Source organism: Lysinibacillus sphaericus (assembly GCF_015844675.1).
Lineage (GTDB): Bacteria > Bacillota > Bacilli > Bacillales_A > Planococcaceae > Lysinibacillus > Lysinibacillus sphaericus_E.
Map to the genome: position 1 here is coordinate 22769 of NZ_LDGC01000037.1, position 22595 is coordinate 45363.

A 22595-nucleotide genomic window follows, 5' to 3' on the forward strand; every position below is an offset into this window, starting at 1 on the left:
AACCACTTTATTTTTTACGACTACGGATGATGAATTTATCCGTTTTGTTTTTCTTCTTGCGAGTTTTGTAACCAAGTGCTGGTTTACCCCAAGGAGTCATTGGTGATTTACGTCCGATTGGAGAACGTCCTTCACCACCGCCGTGTGGGTGATCGTTAGGGTTCATTACAGAACCACGAACTGTTGGGCGTTTACCTAACCAACGGCTACGACCTGCTTTACCGATGTGTACTAGTTCGTGTTGTTCGTTACCAACTTGACCGATTGTAGCGCGGCAAGTAGCTAACACTAAACGTACTTCACCAGATTGTAGACGAACGATTACGTATTTATCTTCACGACCAAGTACTTGTGCAGAAGTACCAGCAGAACGTACTAATTGTCCACCTTTACCAGGTTTTAACTCGATGTTATGGATTGTAGTACCCATTGGAATGTTTGCTAATGGTAATGTGTTACCTACTTTAATATCAGCATCTGGACCAGATACGATTGTTTGACCAACCTCTAGACCTTTTGGTGCTAAGATGTAAGCTTTTGCTCCATCAGCGTAGTTGATTAATGCGATATTCGCAGAACGGTTTGGATCATATTCAATAGTAGCAACTTTAGCCGGAATGCCATCTTTTACACGTTTGAAATCGATAACACGGTATTGCTTCTTATGTCCACCGCCATGATGACGAACAGTGATTTTACCTTGGTTGTTACGACCAGCTTTGCGTTTAGTTGGTTCAAGCAATGATTTCTCAGGCTTGTTAGTTGTAATTTCCGCAAAGTCTAAAGACGTCATATTACGACGACCATTAGAGGTAGGTTTATACTTTTTAATCGCCATTGTGTTTCCCTCCTTCTTGATTGTTCAAATCATAAATCCATAAAGGATTACATTTCGAATAATTCGATTTCTTTGCTATCAGCAGTTAATTTAACAATCGCTTTACGACGTTTGTTAGTGTAACCACCGTAGCGGCCAACGCGTTTGAATTTACCTTTGTAGTTAAGAACGTTTACTTTCTCAACTTTTACACCAAAGATTTCTTCTACAGCGTCTTTTACTTGAGTTTTGTTAGCGCGAGTGTCTACTTCGAAAGTATACTTTTTCTCTGCCATAAGTTCTGAAGAACGCTCAGTAATGACTGGACGTTTTAAAATATCACGTGCTTCCATTATCCAAGCACCTCCTCAACTTTTTCTACTGCAGACTTAGTGAATACAACTTTTTCATGACCTAATAGATCAAGAACGTTGATTCCATTTGCAGTTAACACTGTTACACCAGGGATGTTACGAGCAGATAATGCTACGTTTTCATCTAGGTCAGCAGTTACGAATAAAGATTTTTTCTCTAAAGAAAGATCTTTAAGGATTTTTGTGAATTCTTTTGTTTTTGGTGCTGCTAATGAAAGAGCATCAAGAACTAAGAAGTTCTGTTCTACTACTTTAGCTGATAAAGCTGATTTAAGAGCTAAGCGGCGAACTTTTTTAGGTAATTTGTAAGAATAGCTACGTGGAGTTGGACCGAATACGATACCACCACCGCGCCATTGTGGAGAACGGATAGAACCTTGACGAGCACGACCAGTTCCTTTTTGACGCCATGGTTTACGACCACCACCAGCAACTTCAGAACGGTTTTTAACCTTGTGATTACCTTGACGTAGAGAAGCACGTTGTGCAACTACAGCGTCGAATAATACTGCTTCATTTGGCTCGATTCCGAAGATCGCATCGTTTAATTCGATTTCACCAACTGAAGCACCTGTTTGACTAAGTACAGATACTTTTGTCATTCCTGTTTCCTCCTTTCCTTAGGTGATTACTTAGCTTTAATTGCAGTTTTAACTGTAACTAGAGCTTTTTTAGAACCAGGAACATTACCTTTAACAAGTAGTAAGTTACGTTCCGCATCAACTTTCACGATTTCTAAGTTTTGGATTGTAACTACTGTGCCACCCATTTGACCAGGTAATTTCTTTTGTTTGAATACGCGGTTCGGAGCAACTGGACCCATTGAACCAGGACGACGGTGGTAACGAGAACCGTGGGCCATAGGACCACGAGATTGACCATGGCGTTTAATTACACCTTGGAAACCTTTACCTTTAGTAACACCTGTTACATCAATTACATCGCCTTCTGCGAAAATTTCTACTTTGACTTCTTGACCAACTTCGTATTCTTCAACGTTCACGTTGCGGAATTCACGAATGAAGCGCTTAGGAGCAGTGTTCGCTTTTGCTACGTGACCTTGTTCTGGTTTGTTAGAAAGCTTTACGCGCTTGTCTTCGAAACCAACTTGGATAGCTTCGTAGCCATCTGTATCAGCAGTTTTCTTTTGAAGAACTACGTTTGGAGTAGCTTCGATAACTGTAACCGGGATTAAATCGCCGTTTTCAGCAAAAACTTGTGTCATACCAATTTTTCTACCTAAGATTCCTTTAGCCATTTGTCACACCTCCTGTAAGTTTTAAAAAGTTATATTTTTACCATTAAAGTTTGATTTCGATATCAACGCCAGATGGTAAATCAAGTTTCATTAACGCGTCAACAGTTTGTGGTGTTGGGTTAACGATATCGATCAGACGTTTATGCGTACGCATTTCGAATTGTTCACGAGAATCTTTGTACTTGTGAACGGCACGAAGAATCGTGTACACAGACTTCTCAGTTGGAAGTGGAATCGGACCTGATACACTTGCACCTGAACGTTTTGCAGTTTCCACAATTTTTTCAGCAGACTGATCTAAAATACGGTGATCATACGCTTTTAAACGAATACGAATCTTTTGTTTTGCCATTATTTTCCCTCCTTCTCGCCTATTTTCTAGACATTCTCCACGAAAATTTTCCGTCACACCGCCATGGCAAAGCGGCCGGGTGTGTCGGCAACCTCTCGTTTCATCGCAGTCAAAGACCAACATTCAACATTATACCCAATAAAAAAAGAATAAGCAAGTCTTTTCGCTAAATTCTTTTAAATGTTGTTGATATTCTTACTACTAATATTTCACGTTCCTCTGAACCGTTTACTAGTATATAAAATTCTCATGCACTTTGCAACACATAAGGTTGTTATATCAACGTTTTCGAATATTTCAAACAATAGCCGACTGCAAGAACGAGTTCCTAAAGCACTGGTGAACTCAATTTGTAGATGATGCACTATATCTTTAACGGAAACGATGCACTTAGTTATGTCACCATTAACAATCTATAATTTCATAAAGACAATAAAAAAGCAGCTTCTAATAGTTAGAAACTGCTCTTTCTATTACTTATAAAAAAAACACACATGCAACCCAGCCAAAAATAATGAGTGGAATGTTTATAAAAATAAACGTTGGTACACATGTATCCCAAATGTGATTATGCTGTCCATCTACATTTAAACCTGCAGTTGGTCCAAGAGTAGAATCTGAAGCAGGAGATCCTGCATCACCTAAAGCACCTGCAGTACCTATAAGGCATATAATCGCCAAAGGACTCATTCCTAACCCTTGTGCAAGCGGAACAAATAAAGTTGCAATAATAGGTACTGTCGCAAAGGAAGAACCAATCCCCATCGTCACTATTAAACCAATGACCAACATTATCAATATAGCTAGACTCTTATTTCCTTGAAGAATTGTTAGCGAGCTAGAGATTAAGCTATCTACATGACCCGTGGCGTTAATAACAGATGCAAAACCATTTGCAGCGATCATCACAAATCCTATAAAGGCCATCATCTTCATTCCCTCAGAAAGAATTTCATCAGCCTCTTTCCATTTAAGTGCACCAGTAAAATACATCATCATAATTCCTGCAAAGGCGCCTACAATCATCGAATCAGTATAAATTTGTGCACATAGAGAGACAATTAAAGCCACAGTCGTAGAAAAAATAACGAACTTACTGACATGAACATTTAAAGACTCTGTATCAACATCTTTATTTTGATATTGTCGAGGTTTTCTATATACGAAAAAGGCTACACATAATCCAATTAACATCCCTAGAACCGGTATAGCCATCGCTACTGGTACATCACGCGATGTTGCTTCCATACCTGCCTCGGTTACTTGAGTAGAAACGATATCTTGGAAAATAGCTCCGAAGCCTGCAGGTACGAAACTATACGTCCCTATTAAACCAACAGCAATTAATGTAGCGATTATTCGTCGGTCAACCTCTAGCATATTTAAAACCTTTAAAATCGGAGGGATCAATAATGGGATAAAGGCTATATGAATTGGAATTAAGTTTTGTGAGAAAATAGACATCATAAAGATCAGTAGGAAAATTAAAACCTTTACTAAACCTTTTCGATTACTTGTACCATTTTTATTTAATATGTTTAAAATCCCTGCAATCATTAATTCAGGAATTCCTGTTTTAGAAATGGCAATAGCGAACCCACCAAGCAACCCATAACTTAAAGCGATCGTTGCACCTGCTCCTAATCCTTCTGTAAATGATTGTACAGTCGCTTCAATACCCATGCCGCTTGTTAGACCTCCTGCGAAGGCGCCCAATACAAGAGAAAGAACAACATTGATACGAAGCAAGCTTAATATTAACATGACGGCCACCGCCACAATTACTGCGTTCATTTCAAACACCACACTTTCGTACACTAGATTACTAATACATTAAACTTTAATCGTCTAATAATTGAAAGTCAAGATATTTTTATGCCCCTATAATAATTTCCCACATTTAAACGACACAAAAAACAGTATGACCTAATCATACTGTTTTAGAGTTCTTCCTATTATAATGATTCACGAATGACTTTTTTATAATAACCAACAGAAAGTATAGCGAAAATAGCATATAACGCTATATAGCAGCTCATAGCAATCCATAATGGTGCGGTTAACTCTGATCCAAATAAAAACCACCCCGACTTAACAGCAAAGTAACTATGAAGTAGCCCTATTATTAATGGAACACCAAAATTAAATGCTTGTTTCATATAAATACCTTTCATAATATCTTTTTCAGCGAAGCCTATCTTTCTTAAGATCGTATAAGAACCTCGCTCCTCTTCAGCCTCAGACATTTGCTTAAAGTATAAAATACTACCCGTTGTCATTAAAAATGCTAAGCCTAAAAATGCTGCGGTAAATATCGTAATTCCCCATGTTTCAATATTCCCTTTACGTGCTTCTTCATAGGATTGTATAAAGTTTGAATAATTTTCTTCATTTAATTGTATATATACCTTTTCTGCTCGTGCTGAATCACTTTTATTCTTTATCTTAATAGAAGTTTGTATGTGCCATTCAGAAGTACTTGAATAAGTAGCTAGTTTTTCAAACAGTGCATCTGAAACTACGAAAATTGGTCCCCCAGGCCCAGAAGTCACAGTACCACTTATAATACTTTCATGTCGAACGTCTTTGACATGAAGCGTTTCTTTCTTTGTTGCCTCCTCTGAACCTCCTGTAGTGACAACTACATCACGATCCTTTTCAAGCGGAAACATCTCTGCCATATAGCCACCATAATTTGTTAATATAACATCATTATCCGAAACGGCAGCTTCGGGAACTATTTGTTGATAATCAGAAAGTGGAATTGTATAAATGATTCCTTCTAAACCAAAAAGGGGATTATCCTCATTTCGCTGACTTTCAGATAATAGTTGTGTAAACGAAGCTGTAACACTCTGTAACCGGTAATCTCTTTTATCAAAAGCAATATTATTTTCTTCTAGCTTCTTTAAAAATTCCTGGCCCTTATCTTCAAGTAAAACATAATCACCTGGTACTCGGCTATATGCCGACGCTTCTGATGAATAATACGAAATATAAGCTAAAGTTGTAACCCCAAGTGAAACACCAGTTAAAACCGTTATAAGTGTTAAGGATTTCGCATTACCTTTCATGCGATGCATAATCGGTGTTAGTGCTAATACATCACGCACAGTTAAATGCCCATTTTTCTTAAGACGAATTGAATTCATAATAAATGCTACAGAGAAACGGAAAACAAGGAACGTTCCACCAATGGTAGTAGCTAAAATAATAATCATATTTAGCGTTAAATTACCCTGAGAGTTAATATCGAATAGCTTAGTTGATGCATAGTAGCCATATCCAATGAATACAAGTCCCAAAAAACCAATAACCATTTGTAATGGACTGAAACGTTTTACGCGCTCATCGGCTTGCTTAGAAGCACTGAATAATGATAGTAATGATACGCGATAAATCATCCAAGCCATTTGCACAAGTACAATTAATAGTAGAATGGCAAATACTACGATAGACTGCTGTAATGCCTCTGTACTAAATGTCATCGTCACAAGTGTCTCTTTTTCAAGTACGCGCAATAAAATCATTGCGAATAAGCGTGAACTAAAGAACCCTGCAAGCATACCTAATACGACCGCACCTACAAATAATAAGATACTTTCTACCGCTAATAAACGTACGATAAGCCCCTTTGTCATCCCTATTAGCTGATACAAGCCTATCTCCTTACTACGACGCTTCATAAATAGATGGTTGGCATATAGGACGAAAAATAAGACAATAAAGTACAGCATATAGGTTGCTGCTTTAAAACCTGCTGTGGCCGTACCGCTCTTCTCTACTGTAGCGAGCACTTCAGCATTATTTTGCAATGTCACAAAAGAAAAATATAAAGTAACACTAAAAATAAGTGCGAAAAAATATAAATAATAATGCTTCATATTTTTCTTCATACTGCGCAATACGAGTTTACTAAGACTCATAGCCGTCACCGCCTAGCACACTTTGCGTATGCATGATTTCTTGGAAAAATGCCTGTCTCGTTTTATCTCCTTTATATAGCTCACTATAAATGAGTCCGTCCTTTAAAAATAAAACACGTGTACAAAAACTCGCTGCTACGGCATCATGCGTAACCATCATAATCGTTGCCTTTTTTGACTCATTAATACTTTGTAGATTTTTTAAAAGTGCAGTTGCTGATTTTGAGTCAAGTGCGCCTGTAGGTTCATCAGCAAATACAAGTGATGGATTTGTAATTAGTGCACGAGCTGCCGATGTACGTTGCTTTTGACCACCTGATATTTCATTTGGATATTTATTTAAAATCTCAGCAATTCCTAATAAGTGTGTAAGCTCCTTTACACGACTCTCTGCAACAGCCTTTGGTAGCTTGCCAATAGCTAAAGGTAGTAGAATATTCTCTTTCACCGTTAGTGTATCTAATAAATTATAATCTTGGAAAATGAATCCCAATTGTTCACGACGGAAATTAGCTAACGCCTTTTCCTTCATCCCACGTAAGTTTTGCCCATTTATTTCAATAGCACCTTCTGTAGCAAAATCGATTGAACACAAAACATTTAAGAGTGTTGTTTTCCCAGAGCCTGAAGGTCCCATAATGCCAACAAATTCACCTTGATTTACTTCTACATCAATACCCTTTAACACCTCTTGGGCTGTTGATTTTTTACCATATACTTTTTTTACTTTACGACCAATTAAAACCGCCACTTGTAAACGCCCCCTTCTATAGTTCAAGTGTACTCTGTCTACGTCGGCAATTCGTGTGTTTTACATGACAATATAAAAAGGTAGGTGACAATTTCGTCATCTACCTGTTAGCTTGACATATTCATTTTGTAATGGAAAACGTAATGTAAATATCGAGCCTTCACCTACACTAGATTGGACAGTAATACGGACGCCAATTTTCTGCGCCACATTATGTGCTAAGTATAAACCCATACCTGTCGATTGCGCAGACTCTCTTCCGGCTGTTCCTGTATACGACTTATAAAAAATTCGTGGTAGATCCTCCTTACGGATACCAATACCTGCATCTTTTATATGTAATAGTGTTGCTCCAGTAGCATCTACTTCAGTAAATATTATTACCTCTGAATTTGCAGGACTATATTTAATCGCATTGGATAGAATTTGTCGGATGATAAAGGCCAGCCATTTGGCATCCGTCGTCACTGTATCTGTTAAATCTTCCACATCAAAACCGATACCTTTTTCTAGACACCATGCCTGCATAGCTCTTATTTCTTTATAGACAACGGTTTTCAGCTCAATCTCCATCATATAATTATCTTTTTCAATTGAAGCTAACCGTGTTTGATGTAACTGCTGATCAACCAATAAGTGCAGCCTTAGCCATTCTGTCTCTAATTTACGACGTAATGTCAAATCTTCTACGCGATCCAACATCAAATTAACCGCAGTTAAAGGAGCCTTTACTTCATGAACCCATGCTAGAAGTTCATCCGAATATTCCTGCAGCTGTACCTTTGCTTGATTTAACTCTGTGTTATTACCGTAAAGAACTTCTTCAATTTTCGTAAAGTATGCCATTTGAAAAGGAGATAACACTAAATTTTTGCCATGCACGTCATCAAATTGGTTTTCAACATTTCCTAGGAAATTTTTTAGCTGTCCAACTTCTACTATGTATCGCCAAAAAAGAAAGATCATAAAGCTAATAAGCATGCTAATGTTAATATATAAAATCGAAATCCCCACTAATCCAACGTCTAAAGAAAATAAAACATTGATCATAATGATAATAAAAACAAAAAAGCCTATCCATGCGAGGCGTTCTCTTAAAAATAAAATGAGCATTGTCCATCACGCCCCTTGTGTTAAAGCCATATAACCAAGTCCCTTTTTAGTTAAAATCACTTCTTGTAAACCTATTTCCTCAAGCTTAGTACGTAATCGATTAACATTTACCGATAATGTATTATCATTGACAAAGCGTTCATCATCCCATAACTTTCTCATTAAATCATCTCTAGAAACAATTTGATCGACCTTCTCCACTAATACACGTAAAATAAAGAGCTCATTTTTAGTTAATGAAGCAAGCTTCCCCTCATACATAATTTCACTGCGCGCATAGTCAATAACTGCACCATTAAACCGTGTGACATCCATTGATTCTTCTATATAATCATATGTACGACGTAAAACGGCTTGTACCTTTGCAAGTAATACCTCCATATGGAAAGGTTTTTGTACAAAATCATCTGCACCCATTTGCATTGACATAACCATATCCATTGGATGGTCTCGTGAAGATAGAAAGAGAATGGGCACCTTTGAGATATGACGTATCTCACGGCACCAATGAAAGCCATCATAGGCCGGTAGCTGAATGTCTATCAATACAAGCTGTGGCTTTTCTTCAATAAAATCATCCATTACTTTTTGAAAATCTTTAGTACCTACAACTTGAAGCGACCACTGTGCAAAACGTGTCTGAATCATTTCGAAAATGGATGGATCGTCTTCTATCAACAATATTTTCATCTCCACTTGAAAACTCTCCTTCCAGGATATTATATGTATTAAATATCTTCACACCCTAACGTTGGGTTGATTTCCGCTCTGACTGGGCGCTTTGTTGCTGACGCTTCGCTTTCGCTGCAGGGTCTCGGGCCAACAGATGTCTTTTGCGCGAAAGCGTGAGTGCAACGTAGCGGCAGCATAGGATTTTGGTTTTGTTTGTGCGAAAGTGCAGCGACAGCAAAAGGGTTTTATCTGCGCGAAAGCGAAGCGGCAACAGCACGATGTTGGTCACGAAGGCGTTATCATAGGATGTGATGCTTTTAGCCTTCGTTCCTCTATCGCTAATCCCCAAGGAGTCGCCCAGTTGTAACGAAGATCAGCATACTTAACATACGTTCTAACAAATATCATCCACCAATCTTTTGGAGAGGACATATTAGAAAATTATAGAAACAAAAGGGGATTTTGATCTATGGCACTAGCTATCATTTCCGGCTACTTCGTATAAAAGAAATTTTATTCTTACTTTTAGCGTGTTGAGTTATTTCTACTTTTTGGTATTGCACCTAGTATGTATACATAAGATAATCTAATTCAAATAAAATCATCAAATGTTTTTAACTTATTTTAACATAAAAAACCAATCTGTAAGCGTCCCTACAGATTGGTTTTGAAAATAAGCTAAAAGCTTAAATTATTTTTGGATAGAAGCAACTACGCCAGCGCCTACAGTACGGCCACCCTCACGGATAGAGAATTTAGTACCTTCTTCAAGAGCGATTGGAGCGATAAGTTCTACTGTCATTTCGATGTTATCGCCAGGCATTACCATTTCAACGCCTTCTGGTAAGTTACAGATACCTGTTACGTCAGTTGTACGGAAGTAGAACTGAGGACGGTAGTTAGTGAAGAATGGAGTATGACGGCCACCCTCTTCTTTTGATAAAACATAAACTTCAGCTTTGAAGCTTGTGTGTGGAGTGATTGAACCTGGTTTAGATAATACTTGACCACGTTGGATATCTTCACGAGCTACACCACGAAGTAAAGCACCGATGTTGTCACCAGCTTCAGCATAGTCTAATAATTTACGGAACATTTCTACACCAGTTACAGTTGTAGATTTAGCTTCTTCAGTAATACCTACGATTTCAACTACGTCACCAACTTTAACTTGACCACGTTCAACACGGCCAGTTGCAACTGTACCACGACCAGTGATTGAGAATACGTCCTCTACTGGCATCATGAATGGTTTGTCAGTTTGACGTTCTGGAGTTGGGATGTAAGAATCTACAGCGTCCATTAATTCAACGATTTTTTCTTCCCATTCTGCTTCGCCTTCAAGAGCTTTAAGAGCAGAACCTTTGATTACTGGAAGATCGTCACCTGGGAAGTCATATTCAGATAGTAGGTCACGGATTTCCATTTCTACTAATTCTAATAATTCTTCGTCGTCAACCATATCACATTTGTTCATGAATACTACTAAGTATGGAACACCTACTTGACGAGATAAAAGGATGTGTTCACGAGTTTGTGGCATTGGGCCATCAGCAGCAGATACTACTAAGATACCGCCGTCCATTTGTGCAGCACCAGTGATCATGTTTTTAACATAGTCAGCGTGTCCTGGGCAGTCAACGTGTGCATAGTGACGAGTATCAGTTTCGTATTCTACGTGAGAAGTATTGATTGTGATACCACGTTCTTTTTCTTCTGGAGCGTTATCGATATCAGCGTATGATTTAGCTTCCCCACCCATTTTTTTAGAAAGAACTGTTGCGATAGCAGCAGTTAAAGTTGTTTTACCATGGTCAACGTGTCCGATTGTACCAATGTTAGCATGCGTTTTTGAACGGTCGAATTTTTCTTTAGCCATTAGAGATTGCCTCCTCAAAATTATATGTTTATATTTTTTAAAAATTTATAGAATGATTGCTGATGGTGAACGGGCCCATCCACCATCCCACAATCATAGCTTACAAATTAGTTATACTTTATGCAAGATGAAAATTCAATTATTCACCTTTATTTTTTTTAACGATTTCAGCAGCGATCGATTTTGGTACTTCTTCATAATGATCGAATGTCATTGAGAATACACCACGACCTTGTGTTGCTGAACGAAGAGTTGTTGCATAACCAAACATTTCCGATAAAGGAACCATTGCACGAACAACTTGTGAGTTACCGCGAGCTTCCATACCCTCAACGCGTCCGCGACGAGAAGTAATGTTACCCATGATATCACCAAGGTATTCTTCTGGAATTACAACTTCTACTTTCATCATTGGTTCTAAGATAACTGCGTCACATTGTTTAGCAGCTTCTTTAAGAGCCATAGATGCAGCAATTTTGAACGCCATCTCATTCGAGTCAACGTCATGGTAAGAACCGAATACTAATTTCGCTTTAATGTCGATAAGTGGGTAACCAGCTACTACACCGCGGTCAAGAGAGTCACGAAGACCAGCTTCTACTGCAGGAATGTATTCACGAGGTACTACACCACCAACGATAGCGTTTTCGAATTCAAAGCCTTTACCTTCTTCATTTGGAGAGAACTCAATCGTTACGTCACCGTATTGTCCACGACCACCAGATTGGCGAGTGAATTTACCTTGAACTTTTGCAGAGCTACGGAATGTTTCACGGTAAGATACCATTGGAGCACCTACGTTAGCTTCTACTTTAAATTCACGGCGCATACGGTCAACTAAGATATCAAGGTGAAGCTCACCCATACCTGAGATGATTGTTTGACCAGTTTCTGTGTCAGTGTGAGCACGGAAAGTTGGATCCTCTTCTTGAAGTTTTTGTAAAGCTTGACCCATTTTATCTTGGTCAGCTTTTGATTTTGGTTCTACAGAAAGAGAAATTACTGGCTCAGGGAATTCCATTGATTCAAGAATAACTAGGTTTTTCTCGTCACATAGAGTATCACCAGTAGTAGTATCTTTAAGACCTACTGCTGCTGCGATGTCCCCAGCGAATACTTTAGAAATCTCTTCACGAGAGTTTGCGTGCATTTGTAGGATACGACCTACACGCTCACGTTTACCTTTAGAAGAGTTTTGTACGTATGAACCTGATTCTAAAGTTCCAGAGTACACACGGAAGAAAGTTAATTTACCTACGAATGGGTCAGTCATAACTTTGAATGCAAGAGCTGAGAATGGCTCTTCATCTGAAGAATGACGTTCTAATTCTTCGTCACCATCAACATCAGTACCTTTGATTGCTGGTACATCTAATGGAGATGGTAAGTAATCGATAACTGCATCTAACATTGGGCGTACGCCTTTGTGTTTGAATGCTGTACCACAGATTACTGGGTAGAATTCTACTGCGATCGTAGCACGACGGATAGCCGCTTTAAGTTCAGCAATAGAAATTTCTTCGCCTTCTAAATATTTTTCCATGATTTCTTCATCAACACTTGCAACAGCATCGATTAATTTTTCACGGTATTCTTCAGCTTGTGCGCGGTGCTCTTCAGGAATTTCACCTTGAGTCACTGCAGTACCTTTTTCGTCGCCGTAGAAAGTAGCTTTCATTTCAACTAAGTCAATGATTGCTGAGAACTGATCTTCAGCTCCGATAGGTAATTGGATAGGGTGAGCGTTTGCTTGTAAACGTTCGTGTAGAGTTCCTACAGAATATAAGAAGTCAGCACCTGTTTTATCCATTTTGTTAATGAACACGATACGTGGAACGCCGTAAGTTGTAGCTTGACGCCATACTGTTTCAGTTTGAGGTTCAACACCAGATTGAGCATCAAGAACTGTTACAGCACCATCAAGTACGCGTAGTGAACGTTCAACTTCTACAGTGAAGTCTACGTGTCCAGGAGTATCGATGATGTTTACACGGTGGCCGTTCCATTGAGCTGTTGTTGCAGCAGAAGTGATTGTGATACCACGTTCTTGCTCTTGCTCCATCCAGTCCATTTGAGAAGCGCCTTCATGAGTTTCACCAATTTTGTGAATCTTACCTGTGTAATAAAGGATACGCTCAGTTGTTGTTGTTTTACCAGCATCAATGTGAGCCATGATCCCAATATTACGTGTATTCTCTAGGGAGAATTCGCGTTTCATAGGTATTTCTCCTTCCATATTGGGCGTATGCGGTTTAGATATTGATTACCAACGGTAGTGAGCGAATGCTTTGTTCGCTTCTGCCATTTTGTGCATATCTTCACGTTTTTTAACTGATGCACCTGTGTTGTTAGAAGCATCAAGGATTTCGTTAGCTAAACGCTCTTCCATAGTTTTTTCACCACGAAGACGAGCGTAGTTAACTAGGTAACGAAGACCTAAAGTTGTACGACGTTCTGGACGTACTTCTACTGGTACTTGATAGTTAGAACCACCAACACGGCGAGCACGAACTTCAAGAACTGGCATTACGTTGTTTAGAGCAGCTTCGAATACTTCAATTGGATTTTCACCAGAACGTTCTTTAACGATATCGAACGCACCGTATAAAATCTTTTGAGAAGTACCTCTTTTACCATCAACCATCATTTTATTAATTAAACGAGTTACAAGTTTTGAACTATAAATTGGATCTGGTAACACGTCACGTTTGGAAACAGGACCTTTACGAGGCATGTGTTTTCCTCCTTTCGAACAGTTATCGATTTATTTTATAAGAATTACTTTGTCATAGTTGACTGGCAAATTCCCAATCTGCTAGCAAGATTAAAAATTTGCGACAACTATTGTAAAGTTCATTATTAAGCAAATGCTTAATAATGTTAAATTATTTTTTTTCTTTAGGGCGTTTTGTTCCGTATTTAGAACGTGATTGTAAACGACCGTTTACACCAGCTGTATCAAGAGCACCACGTACGATATGGTAACGAACACCCGCTAAGTCTTTTACGCGTCCGCCACGGATAAGAACAACACTGTGCTCTTGTAAGTTGTGGCCTTCACCTGGGATATAAGCAGTTACCTCGATTTGGTTAGTTAAACGTACACGAGCGTATTTACGTAACGCTGAGTTTGGTTTACGAGGTGTCATTGTACCTACACGAGTACAAACTCCGCGTTTTTGTGGAGATTTAACGTCAGTTAAAGATTTTTTAAATGAGTTATATCCTTTGTTTAACGCTGGTGATTTTGATTTCGTGCTTTTAGATTGACGAGGCTTACGAACTAATTGGTTAATTGTAGGCATCGGTTTTTCCTCCCTTCATTTATTCCTTGTTAATACCACACATCCAGGTGGTTCATTTTTTGGGTAAAAACAAAGTCTTTGTGTTTAATACACAAAAACTACTCTACAGTAATCGCAACTACTGCAGCTCCAACGTGGATTCCACAGGCCTTGCCCAGTTCCTTTTTCGACTCAACAAGAGTAACTGGTATACCGATTTCTCTCGCGAAAGATATGGCCGAATCGGTTACCCAATTGTCTGCATCAAGTGCCACAAAAAGTTCTTTCACTGAACCGGCTCGCATTGCTTTTACTGTTTGCTTTGTACCTATGATTGTTTGACTATCCCTTACTCTATCATAAGACATTTTCATATCCTCCGAAGTACAGACAGTTAACTATCAACCTTCAATATATTATCATTACCAATTTCGACTGTCAACTCATATCTTTAAAAAGTCCGAAGAGATGATAAAAATACATCTCCTCGGCACTTATTTTAATGATTATTCAGCAGAAATTAGGTTTTCTGTCTCAAGCTCATCTTTTTCAATACGGATTTGACGGTAACGTTGCATACCAGTACCTGCAGGAACAAGTTTACCGATAATTACGTTTTCCTTCAGACCAAGAAGTTCATCACGTTTACCTTTAATAGCAGCATCCGTTAACACACGAGTTGTTTCTTGGAATGATGCAGCAGATAAGAATGATTCTGTTTCAAGAGACGCTTTTGTAATACCAAGGATCACAGGACGACAAGTTGCAGGGTTTTTGCCATTCATAACAGCATCTACGTTTGCCTCTGAGAATTGGTGAATATCTAGTAATGAACCTGGTAATAATTCTGTATCTCCAGCTTCAATTACACGTACTTTACGAAGCATTTGGCGAACCATTACCTCGATATGTTTGTCACCAATTTCTACCCCTTGCATACGGTATACTTTTTGTACTTCTTTTAACAAGTATTCTTGAACTGTTGAAACGTCTTTAACTTTTAACAATTGTTTTGGATCGATAGAACCTTCTGTTAATACTTGACCGCGTTCTACAAAGTCCCCTTCTGATACTTTCAGACGAGCATTGTAAGGTGCTGCGTATTTACGTGTTTCTACTTCACCTTCAATTGTAATCTCTTTTAGACCTTCACGGATTTCAGTGATGTCTGAAACAGTACCTGCGATATCAGAAATAACTGATTGACCTTTAGGATTACGAGCTTCAAAAATCTCTTGGATACGTGGAAGACCTTGTGTAATATCATCCCCGGCAACCCCACCTGTATGGAATGTACGCATTGTTAACTGTGTACCTGGTTCACCGATTGATTGAGCCGCAATAATACCAACTGCTTCTCCAACTTCAACCTCTTCACCTGTTGCTAAGTTCATGCCGTAACATTTTTTACATACACCATGTTTTGTATTACATGTGAATGCTGAACGGATTGTTACTTCCTCGATACCAATCTCGATAACTGTACGAGCGATATCTTGATCGATTAAGCCATCTTTTTCTAAGATAACTTCACCTGTTTCTGGATGCAAGATTGTTTTCTTCGTATGACGACCGATAATACGTTCATCTAACGCTTCAATTAGCTCTGTGCCTTCCATTAACGCACCAATTGTTAAACCGCGGTCAGTTCCACAGTCATCCTCACGAACGATAACATCTTGTGCTACGTCAACAAGACGACGTGTTAAGTAACCTGAATCGGCAGTTTTTAGGGCTGTATCGGCAAGACCTTTACGAGCACCGTGAGTTGAGATGAAGTACTCTAATACCGTTAAACCTTCACGGAATGAAGATTTAATTGGAAGTTCGATGATACGACCAGCCGGGTTGGCCATCAGACCACGCATACCAGCTAACTGTGTAAAGTTAGATGCGTTACCACGGGCACCTGAGTCAGACATCATAAAGATTGGGTTTGTTTTCTCAAGAGACTTCATCAGCTTTGATTGAATTTCATCTTTCGCAGCACTCCAGCTTGAGATAACGCGATCATAACGCTCATCTTCAGTGATGAAACCACGACGGAATTGCGCTTGAACTTTATCTACTTTTTCTTGAGCTACCGCTAAAATTTCGCCTTTGTCTGGTAATACGACGATGTCAGATACACCTACAGTGATACCAGCACGTGTTGAATATTTGAATCCTAGGTTCTTCATGCGGTCAAGCATTTTAGATGTTTCAGTAATGTGGAAACGTTTAAATACTTCAGCAATGATATTACCTAAGAATTTTTTACGGAATGGATTTACAACTGGTACTGATGCAAAGTGTTTACGAAGTACAGCTGTGCGTTGTGCTTCAACTTTACCCTTTTCATCAAGCCCATTATAAGAAGCATCTGCCTCAAGCTCTTTTAACGTTTCTTCATCAATTGTTAAGTTAACGAAGTATTTGCTTGGTGTTTCTTGCTCTAAGTTGAAATCAGTTGGCTCATTAATGTATGGGAATGATTTAGGCAAGATTTCGTTAAAGATTACTTTACCAACAGTCGTTAATAGGAACATATTATTTTGTTCCTCAGTAAATGTTGGGTTGTTTAACGAGCTTGCTTTAATCGCAATACGAGTATGCAAATGAACATGACCTGTATCATATGCAATTAATACTTCGTTTGGTCCATAGAAAATTGTTCCTTCGCCGCGAGCTGTTTCACGTTCAAGTGTTAAGTAGTAGTTTCCTAATACCATATCTTGAGATGGTGTTACAACTGGTTTACCGTCTTTCGGGTTCAGGATGTTTTGTGCAGCAAGCATTAGAAGACGAGCTTCTGCTTGCGCTTCCGCTGATAATGGTACGTGAACCGCCATTTGGTCACCATCGAAGTCAGCGTTATAAGCTGTACATACTAATGGGTGAAGACGAATAGCACGACCTTCAACTAGTGTTGGTTCAAACGCTTGAATACCAAGACGGTGAAGCGTAGGTGCACGGTTTAGTAATACTGGATGTTCACGAATAACATCTTCTAAAACGTCCCATACATCGTTGTTTAAACGCTCTATTTTACGTTTAGCAGATTTAATATTATGAGCAAGACCACGTTCTACTAACTCTTTCATTACGAAAGGCTTGAATAATTCAATTGCCATTTCTTTTGGTAGACCACATTGGTACATTTTCAAGTTTGGACCTACTACGATAACCGAACGACCAGAGTAGTCAACACGTTTACCAAGTAAGTTTTGACGGAAACGACCTTGTTTACCTTTCAGCATGTGTGAAAGTGATTTTAATGGACGGTTACCAGGACCTGTTACAGGGCGACCACGACGACCGTTATCAATTAGTGCATCAACAGCTTCTTGTAACATACGTTTTTCATTTTGTACGATGATGCTTGGAGCACCAAGGTCTAGTAAACGTTTTAAACGGTTATTACGGTTGATTACACGACGATATAAATCGTTTAAGTCAGAAGTTGCAAAACGACCACCATCTAATTGCACCATCGGACGAAGCTCTGGTGGAATAACCGGTAGTACATCTAAAATCATCCATTCAGGAGAGTTACCTGAGTTACGGAATGATTCTACAACTTCAAGACGTTTAATGGCACGCGTACGTCGTTGACCTTGTGCTGATTTTAACTCTTCTTTTAAAGAATGAGTTTCATCTTCAAGATCAATTTTGCCTAATAATCTTTTAATTGCTTCCGCACCCATAGATGCTTCGAATGTGTTACCGAACTTTTCGCGATATGCACGGTACTCTTTTTCAGAAAGTAGTTGTTTACTTTCTAAGTTTGTAGCACCTGGCTCGATTACAACGTAAGAAGCAAAGTAAATTACTTCTTCTAGTGCACGTGGGGACATATCTAAAATAAGACCCATACGGCTAGGAATACCTTTGAAGTACCAGATATGAGATACTGGTGCTGCTAATTCGATGTGGCCCATACGTTCACGACGAACTTTCGCGCGTGTTACTTCAACTCCACAACGATCACAAACTACACCTTTATAGCGTACACGTTTGTATTTACCACAATGACACTCCCAATCCTTAGTTGGACCGAAAATACGCTCACAGAATAAACCATCTTTTTCTGGTTTTAAAGTACGATAGTTAATTGTTTCAGGTTTTTTAACTTCACCGTATGACCAAGAACGGATCTTGTCAGGAGAAGCTAAACCAATTTTCATATATTCAAATTCATTAACGTCTATCAAGGAGCCTACCTCCCTCTAGTATAGGTCTTTATAAAGACTCTTTTACGCAGCTCGATAATCGTTTGCAAGAATCATTTCTCTTTAGCAAAAGATTAAAAATAGAATGATTTAATCAATTATGCCTCGGCATAATTGTGTCCGGAATCGGCTTTGTGTTTGCACAAAGCATTCCTTTCCGATTCCGTGACATCCGCCGGAGGCTTTAACTTCTTTCAGCAAGTGTTTTTTGCTGAAAGAAGTTAAAAGAAAAAGCCGGACAGGGCGTTAAATCCTGCCCGACTAATTTGAAAAATAACTTTGACCGTGTTCACTAATATTGTGAATTAACGTGTTCCATTATTCCAAAGACTCTACTGGCTCTTCTTCTTTATCTTGCTGTGGTGCAATGTTAAGTGCATCAGCTGGTTGAAGATCTTCTTCTTCGTCTAAGTCGCGAAGCTCTACCTCTTCATCATTGACCGTTAACATTTTCACATCCATACCAAGAGATTGAAGTTCTTTAATCAATACTTTGAATGATTCAGGAACGCCTGGCTCTGGTACGCTTTCACCTTTAACGATTGCTTCGTATGTTTTCACACGACCAACAACGTCATCGGATTTAACTGTTAAGATTTCTTGAAGTGTATAAGCAGCACCGTATGCTTCAAGTGCCCATACCTCCATCTCACCAAAGCGTTGTCCACCGAACTGTGCTTTACCACCAAGTGGCTGTTGCGTAACAAGTGAGTATGGACCAGTTGAACGCGCGTGAAGTTTATCATCAACCATGTGAGCAAGTTTGATCATGTACATGATCCCTACTGATACACGGTTATCAAATGGTTCACCTGAACGTCCATCATACAGGATTGTTTTACCATCACGGTTCATACCTGCTTCTTCCATCGTTTCCCAAACATCTTCCTCGTTGGCACCATCAAATACTGGTGTTGCCATATGAATGCCTAGAGAACGAGAAGCCATACCTAAGTGTAATTCTAAAACTTGTCCGATGTTCATACGAGAAGGTACACCAAGTGGGTTTAACATGATATCAACAGGAGTACCGTCTGGCATGAATGGCATATCCTCTTCCGGTAAGATACGAGAGATAACCCCTTTGTTACCATGACGTCCGGCCATTTTGTCCCCTACGCGGATTTTACGCTTTTGAACAATGTAAGCACGAACTAATTGGTTAACACCTGGTGGTAATTCATCGCCATCTTCACGGTTAAATACTTTTACGTCAAGAATAATACCGCCAGCACCATGTGGTACGCGTAATGAAGTATCACGAACTTCACGAGCTTTTTCACCGAAGATAGCATGTAATAAGCGTTCTTCAGCTGTTAATTCTGTAACCCCTTTAGGTGTTACTTTACCTACAAGAATGTCACCGTCACGTACTTCCGCACCAACGCGAATGATACCACGTTCATCTAAATTACGAAGTGCATCTTCCCCGACGTTTGGAATATCGCGAGTGATTTCTTCAGGTCCTAATTTTGTATCACGAGACTCTGATTCATATTCTTCAATATGAACAGATGTATACACATCGTCTTTTACAAGACGTTCGCTCATAATAACAGCATCCTCATAGTTAAAGCCGTTCCAAGTCATGAACGCAACAAGTACGTTACGACCAAGAGCAAGTTCACCATTTTCCATAGATGGACCATCTGCTAAAATGTCACGAGGTTTCACACGTTCGCCAACTTTTACAAGTGGACGTTGGTTGTATGAAGTACCTTGGTTAGAACGAATGAATTTTTGTAATTTATATTTTGTTAAATCGCCTTTAACCTCTTTACCGTCAACGACTTCAATGCGGCGAACATGGATAGAGCGAGCTTCAACGTGCTCAACAATACCATCATATTTCGCTACTACAGCCGCACCTGAGTCACGCGCATCAACGTGTTCCATACCAGTACCAACAAATGGTGCTTCTGGGTTAAGAAGAGGAACTGCTTGACGTTGCATGTTGGCACCCATAAGTGCACGGTTCGAGTCATCGTTTTCTAAGAACGGAATACATGCAGTCGCAGCTGACACTACTTGTTTAGGAGATACGTCCATGTAGTCCATTTGCGATTTATTAAATACTGTATTATCCCCACGGAAACGGCCTACTACTTCTTCTTTAGCAAATGTACCATCAGGATTTAATAGTGAGTTCGCTTGTGCTACATAGTAGTTATCTTCTTCATCAGCTGTTAAATAGTCAATTTGATCCGATACTTTACCTGTTTCATGGTCAATACGACGATAAGGTGTTTCAATGAATCCGAATTTATTTACTTTGGCAAATGAAGATAATGAGTTGATTAAACCAATGTTTGGACCCTCTGGTGTCTCGATTGGACACATACGACCATAGTGAGAATAGTGAACGTCACGTACTTCAAAGCCAGCACGCTCACGTGTTAAACCACCAGGTCCTAATGCAGATAGACGACGTTTATGCGTTAACTCTGCCAGTGGGTTTGTTTGGTCCATGAATTGTGATAATTGAGAGCTACCAAAGAACTCTTTAATTGACGCAATTACTGGACGAATATTAATTAATTGCTGTGGTACGATTGCCGCTGTATCGTTAATAGACATACGCTCACGTACTACACGTTCCATACGAGATAAACCGATACGGAATTGGTTTTGTAGAAGCTCACCAACAGAGCGTAGACGACGGTTACCTAAGTGGTCGATATCATCTGTTGCCCCTACTTGGTAAAGCAAGTTGAAGAAATAACTTACTGAAGATAATACGTCAGCAGGCGTAATATTCTTCACTTCTTCATCGATGTACGCATTACTAATAATATTGATTTCTTTTTGCGCTTCATCTTTTGGTGCATAAATTTTAATAGACTGGATTGTTACATCATCCTCAAGCACTCCACCTACTTGTGATAAAGTGCGGAAACCGATCGCTTTTGATGAATCTTCTAAATACGGTAAGATTTTATCTAAAGTACGACGGTCAAGAACTGTACCTTTTTCTACTAAAATTTCGCCTGTTTCTGGATCTACAAGCGTTTCAGCAATCGTTTGGTTAAATAAACGATTTTTGATATGAAGCTTTTTATTCATTTTGTAGCGACCAACATTCGCTAAATCATAGCGTTTCGCATCAAAGAAACGAGAGTATAATAAACTCTTCGCACTTTCAACTGTTGGTGGCTCACCCGGGCGTAAACGTTCATAGATTTCTAAAAGTGCTTTTTCGGTACTTTCAGAGTTATCTTTTTCTAACGTATTACGTAAAAATTCATTGTCTCCGATAATATCGATAATTTCTTGGTCTGAACCGAAACCTAATGCACGAAGTAGCACTGTTACTGGTAGCTTACGAGTACGATCAATACGCACGTATACTACATCTTTTGCGTCAGTTTCATATTCCAACCATGCACCACGGTTTGGAATAACTGTTGCTCCAAAACCTTTTTTACCGTTTTTATCAGTTTTATCATGGAAATACACACTTGGTGAACGAACTAATTGTGAAACGATAACACGTTCAGCACCATTGATAATGAACGTACCTGTTTCTGTCATTAATGGGAAGTCACCCATGAAGACATCCTGTTCCTTCACTTCGTCTGTTTCTTTGTTGTAAAGACGTACTTTCACACGTAATGGAGCTGCGTAAGTAACATCTCGCTCTTTACACTCATCGACTTCATACTTAGGATCTCCTAATGAATAATCGATGAATTCTAATGAAAGATTACCTGTAAAGTCCTCGATCGGCGAAATGTCACGGAACATTTCACGTAGACCTTCTTCAAGGAACCACTCGTAAGACGCCGTTTGAATCTCAATCAGATTTGGAAGCTCAAGCACCTCGTTAATACGCGCAAAGCTTCTACGCTGGCGGTGTTGTCCATACTGAACTAGTTGACCTGTCAACTCATTCACCCCTCAATAAAGCGATATTAGGTCTTTGCAAAATCATACAAATAGTGTATGATTTCGAAAGACA

The 22595-nt window shown here is 39.1% G+C and carries 17 protein-coding genes; all 17 read right to left on the reverse strand.

Annotated elements, in window-relative coordinates:
- Positions 1 to 7: 7 nt before the first annotated feature.
- The 17 genes from rplB to rpoB all read right to left on the reverse strand — a co-directional run bounded on the left by rplB (position 8) and on the right by rpoB (position 22531).
- Positions 8 to 838, reverse strand: a complete 831-nt coding sequence (gene rplB / locus ABE34_RS11150; protein WP_079562364.1) for a 50S ribosomal protein L2 — start codon at positions 836 to 838, stop codon at positions 8 to 10.
- A gap of 47 nt (positions 839 to 885) precedes the next feature.
- Positions 886 to 1170, reverse strand: coding sequence for a 50S ribosomal protein L23 (gene rplW, locus ABE34_RS11155; protein WP_004233628.1), 285 nt, complete (start codon positions 1168 to 1170; stop codon positions 886 to 888).
- Positions 1170 to 1793 (reverse strand): 50S ribosomal protein L4, encoded by a 624-nt coding sequence (gene rplD, locus ABE34_RS11160; RefSeq protein ID WP_197142513.1) that lies wholly within the window; start codon positions 1791 to 1793, stop codon positions 1170 to 1172. Before rplD ends, rplW begins: the two co-directional genes overlap by 1 nt.
- A gap of 26 nt (positions 1794 to 1819) precedes the next feature.
- Entirely contained in the window at positions 1820 to 2449 is a 630-nt protein-coding gene (gene rplC / locus ABE34_RS11165) for a 50S ribosomal protein L3 (protein WP_197142515.1), read from the reverse strand.
- A 43-nt stretch (positions 2450 to 2492) separates the two neighbouring features.
- Positions 2493 to 2801, reverse strand: coding sequence for a 30S ribosomal protein S10 (rpsJ, locus tag ABE34_RS11170; protein WP_004233624.1), 309 nt, complete (start codon positions 2799 to 2801; stop codon positions 2493 to 2495).
- 477 nt (positions 2802 to 3278) lie between these two features.
- The gene (locus tag ABE34_RS11175; protein ID WP_197142517.1) at positions 3279 to 4595 is read right to left on the reverse strand and encodes a Na+/H+ antiporter family protein; all 1317 of its coding nucleotides are present in this window, start codon (positions 4593 to 4595) and stop codon (positions 3279 to 3281) included.
- A gap of 161 nt (positions 4596 to 4756) precedes the next feature.
- Positions 4757 to 6727 (reverse strand): FtsX-like permease family protein, encoded by a 1971-nt coding sequence (locus ABE34_RS11180; protein ID WP_197142519.1) that lies wholly within the window; start codon positions 6725 to 6727, stop codon positions 4757 to 4759.
- Positions 6717 to 7478 carry an ATP-binding cassette domain-containing protein gene (locus ABE34_RS11185; protein WP_197142521.1) on the reverse strand — a complete coding sequence of 254 codons (762 nt, stop codon included), beginning with the start codon at positions 7476 to 7478 and terminating at the stop codon, positions 6717 to 6719. The genes ABE34_RS11180 and ABE34_RS11185 overlap by 11 nt, the downstream gene beginning before the upstream one ends.
- Before the next feature lie 96 nt (positions 7479 to 7574).
- Positions 7575 to 8591 carry a sensor histidine kinase gene (locus ABE34_RS11190; protein ID WP_197142523.1) on the reverse strand — a complete coding sequence of 339 codons (1017 nt, stop codon included), beginning with the start codon at positions 8589 to 8591 and terminating at the stop codon, positions 7575 to 7577.
- 6 nt (positions 8592 to 8597) lie between these two features.
- Positions 8598 to 9281 carry a response regulator transcription factor gene (locus ABE34_RS11195; protein WP_197142658.1) on the reverse strand — a complete coding sequence of 228 codons (684 nt, stop codon included), beginning with the start codon at positions 9279 to 9281 and terminating at the stop codon, positions 8598 to 8600.
- A gap of 673 nt (positions 9282 to 9954) precedes the next feature.
- The gene (tuf, locus tag ABE34_RS11200) at positions 9955 to 11142 is read right to left on the reverse strand and encodes an elongation factor Tu (RefSeq protein ID WP_079562372.1); all 1188 of its coding nucleotides are present in this window, start codon (positions 11140 to 11142) and stop codon (positions 9955 to 9957) included.
- Positions 11143 to 11281: 139 nt separating this feature from the next.
- On the reverse strand, positions 11282 to 13360 hold the full coding sequence (gene fusA / locus ABE34_RS11205) for an elongation factor G (RefSeq protein WP_197142524.1): 2079 nt from the start codon (positions 13358 to 13360) through the stop codon (positions 11282 to 11284).
- A gap of 45 nt (positions 13361 to 13405) precedes the next feature.
- Complete coding sequence (gene rpsG, locus ABE34_RS11210; RefSeq protein ID WP_079562374.1) at positions 13406 to 13876, reverse strand: 30S ribosomal protein S7; 471 nt, start codon at positions 13874 to 13876, stop codon at positions 13406 to 13408.
- Between the two features lie 151 nt (positions 13877 to 14027).
- Positions 14028 to 14447: a 30S ribosomal protein S12 gene (gene rpsL / locus ABE34_RS11215; RefSeq protein WP_008181595.1), complete on the reverse strand. Its 420-nt coding sequence runs from the start codon at positions 14445 to 14447 to the stop codon at positions 14028 to 14030.
- A 98-nt stretch (positions 14448 to 14545) separates the two neighbouring features.
- On the reverse strand, positions 14546 to 14794 hold the full coding sequence (locus ABE34_RS11220; protein ID WP_197142526.1) for a ribosomal L7Ae/L30e/S12e/Gadd45 family protein: 249 nt from the start codon (positions 14792 to 14794) through the stop codon (positions 14546 to 14548).
- A gap of 138 nt (positions 14795 to 14932) precedes the next feature.
- Positions 14933 to 18619, reverse strand: coding sequence for a DNA-directed RNA polymerase subunit beta' (gene rpoC / locus ABE34_RS11225; RefSeq protein WP_197142528.1), 3687 nt, complete (start codon positions 18617 to 18619; stop codon positions 14933 to 14935).
- A gap of 336 nt (positions 18620 to 18955) precedes the next feature.
- Complete coding sequence (rpoB, locus tag ABE34_RS11230; RefSeq protein WP_197142531.1) at positions 18956 to 22531, reverse strand: DNA-directed RNA polymerase subunit beta; 3576 nt, start codon at positions 22529 to 22531, stop codon at positions 18956 to 18958.
- Between the last annotated feature and the right edge of the window lie 64 nt (positions 22532 to 22595).

Excerpts from the sequence above, each read along its gene's own strand:
- rplB (WP_079562364.1), bottom strand. The coding sequence starts at position 838 with ATGGCGATTAAAAAGTATAAACCTACCTCTAATGGTCGTCGTAATATG.
- rplW (WP_004233628.1), bottom strand. The coding sequence starts at position 1,170 with ATGGAAGCACGTGATATTTTAAAACGTCCAGTCATTACTGAGCGTTCT.
- rplD (WP_197142513.1), bottom strand. The coding sequence starts at position 1,793 with ATGACAAAAGTATCTGTACTTAGTCAAACAGGTGCTTCAGTTGGTGAA.
- rplC (WP_197142515.1), bottom strand. The coding sequence starts at position 2,449 with ATGGCTAAAGGAATCTTAGGTAGAAAAATTGGTATGACACAAGTTTTT.
- rpsJ (WP_004233624.1), bottom strand. The coding sequence starts at position 2,801 with ATGGCAAAACAAAAGATTCGTATTCGTTTAAAAGCGTATGATCACCGT.
- ABE34_RS11175 (WP_197142517.1), bottom strand. The coding sequence starts at position 4,595 with ATGAACGCAGTAATTGTGGCGGTGGCCGTCATGTTAATATTAAGCTTG.
- ABE34_RS11180 (WP_197142519.1), bottom strand. The coding sequence starts at position 6,727 with ATGAGTCTTAGTAAACTCGTATTGCGCAGTATGAAGAAAAATATGAAG.
- ABE34_RS11190 (WP_197142523.1), bottom strand. The coding sequence starts at position 8,591 with ATGCTCATTTTATTTTTAAGAGAACGCCTCGCATGGATAGGCTTTTTT.
- ABE34_RS11195 (WP_197142658.1), bottom strand. The coding sequence starts at position 9,281 with ATGAAAATATTGTTGATAGAAGACGATCCATCCATTTTCGAAATGATT.
- tuf (WP_079562372.1), bottom strand. The coding sequence starts at position 11,142 with ATGGCTAAAGAAAAATTCGACCGTTCAAAAACGCATGCTAACATTGGT.
- fusA (WP_197142524.1), bottom strand. The coding sequence starts at position 13,360 with ATGAAACGCGAATTCTCCCTAGAGAATACACGTAATATTGGGATCATG.
- rpsG (WP_079562374.1), bottom strand. The coding sequence starts at position 13,876 with ATGCCTCGTAAAGGTCCTGTTTCCAAACGTGACGTGTTACCAGATCCA.
- rpsL (WP_008181595.1), bottom strand. The coding sequence starts at position 14,447 with ATGCCTACAATTAACCAATTAGTTCGTAAGCCTCGTCAATCTAAAAGC.
- ABE34_RS11220 (WP_197142526.1), bottom strand. The coding sequence starts at position 14,794 with ATGTCTTATGATAGAGTAAGGGATAGTCAAACAATCATAGGTACAAAG.